1 protein-coding gene is annotated in these 1,633 nt (G+C 77.6%); it reads right to left on the bottom strand.

Annotation, left to right across the window (positions count from 1 at the left end; translation table 11 throughout):
- Positions 1-110: 110 nt before the first annotated feature.
- On the bottom strand, positions 111-1,633 hold a 1,523-nt coding region (locus G5C51_RS41815), incomplete at its 5' end, for an FtsK/SpoIIIE domain-containing protein (RefSeq protein ID WP_420824918.1).

The following is a 1,633-nucleotide window of genomic DNA, read 5'->3' as shown; positions in this document are numbered from 1 at the left end:
CCCCCGTAGCCAGCCATCCCACTCGCACCGCGCCAAGAGGCGACTCGGCGGTGCGGCCGTCACCATCCGATGCCAAGCCGCCCGCCCCCCTCTCCCACTGATCCGCAGCGTCACACCCGTTGCAGCGCACTCGCCAGCAACGCCAGATCCGTAGGCCCGTTCCCCAGCTCCCGCAGGGGCCGGGCCGTGGCCGGTACGCCCATGCGCTCCCACTCCAGCGGCACCACCGTCGGCCGTGCCGTCGTCGTGCGCGGGATGCGGCCCGTGACCCGGCCCGCCTGGAACGGCGTCGCCGAGCCACCCGCCCTCGACACCAGCACACCCCGTCCCGGCGGCGCAGCGGCGGCATCCTCGCCCCCGCTCTCGACCAGCGCGCCCAGCGACACCCACAAGCCGGCCAGCTCCGCCGCCGTCGTCGATCCCGTACGCTCCGGGCGCCCGGAAGCCGCGATGACGTACATGCCCAGCCGCGCGCCCTCCCGCGCCACCGCGTCGAGCGCGCGCACCACCGAGCCCGCGGCAGGTCGCGCCGTCGAACCGAGCGCCGGCGCGACCAAAGCGTCGTAGTCATCGACCAGGACGACCACCGCCGGCAGCGCCGCCACCGCACGCCGCGCGGCGCGCGGGTCCGGCGCGGGGGCCTCGGCCGCCCGGCCGGGGTCGCGCGTACGCAGCCGCAGCGTGCCGCTCGGCGGCGCCTCGATATCGCCAGAGCCGGCGCCCGGACCCGAACCCGAGCCCGCCGCAGTCCGCGGCCCCGGTACACCGCCCGTAGCGGAGCCGCCGGCACCACCCCCGCCGGGACCGACCGGACCGCCTGAGCCCCCGGCCCCGCCCTGTCCGCCGGAGCCTCCCGGACCGCGCTGTCCGCCCAGCCCGCCAGAACCTCCCGGCCCGCCGTCACCGCCCGCTCCGCGCCCGCCATCACCCTCGGAGCCATCCGCCCCAGCCGCCGCGACCGCCGCCGCCGACAGCTCCGCTCTCCGCTTCAGCTCACCCGCCAGCTCCTGCGCGAACTCCCGCATCCGCACCGGATCCGCAGCCGGCAGATAGGTCTCTACATGCGGCAGATCCGTGCATACGCGCAGCCCCTCACCCCGCTCCGTACCGCCGCCGTCGACGAGGATGAGGCGCAGCCGGTCCGTGCGTTCCGAGGCCGCCAGGGACGCGGCGAGGGAGCGGAGGAGCTCTGTCTTGCCGCTGCCGGCCGGGCCCTCGACGTAGACGTGGTGGACGCCGTCGCGGGTGAGGTCTGCTTCCAGCGGGCCCGTCGGGCCCGCGCCGAAGACGGCGAGCGCCTGGGTGCGTTCGGTCCAGCGGGCGGCGAGCGCCGTGGGCGTCGCTCGGGCCAGGCCGAGCTCGTCGAGGAGGCGGACGGTCTCGGGCAGTTCGCCGGGGTGCCGGAGCCCGGTCGCGGCGTCGCCGGGCTCCCCCAGCGGCGCGAGCGCGCGAGCGAGCCGCTCGGCCCAGGCCGCCGATACGGCGTCCACGGTGCCACCCGCTACGGCACCGGGCACCACCTGCGCCCCGTGCGCTCCGTCGCCCGTACCAACACCCGTCCCGCCGGCACCATCCGCGCCGCCAGGCATGGCACCGCCGGCACTCATGCCCGCGCCGCCACCACCCCCAACCC

The sequence above is a fragment of the Streptomyces coryli genome, from assembly GCF_011044975.1.
GTDB classification, from domain to species: Bacteria; Actinomycetota; Actinomycetes; order Streptomycetales; family Streptomycetaceae; genus Streptomyces; species Streptomyces coryli.
The sequence above is the reverse complement of the archived record's forward strand: the minus strand, read 5'-3'. Positions and strand labels throughout refer to the sequence as shown.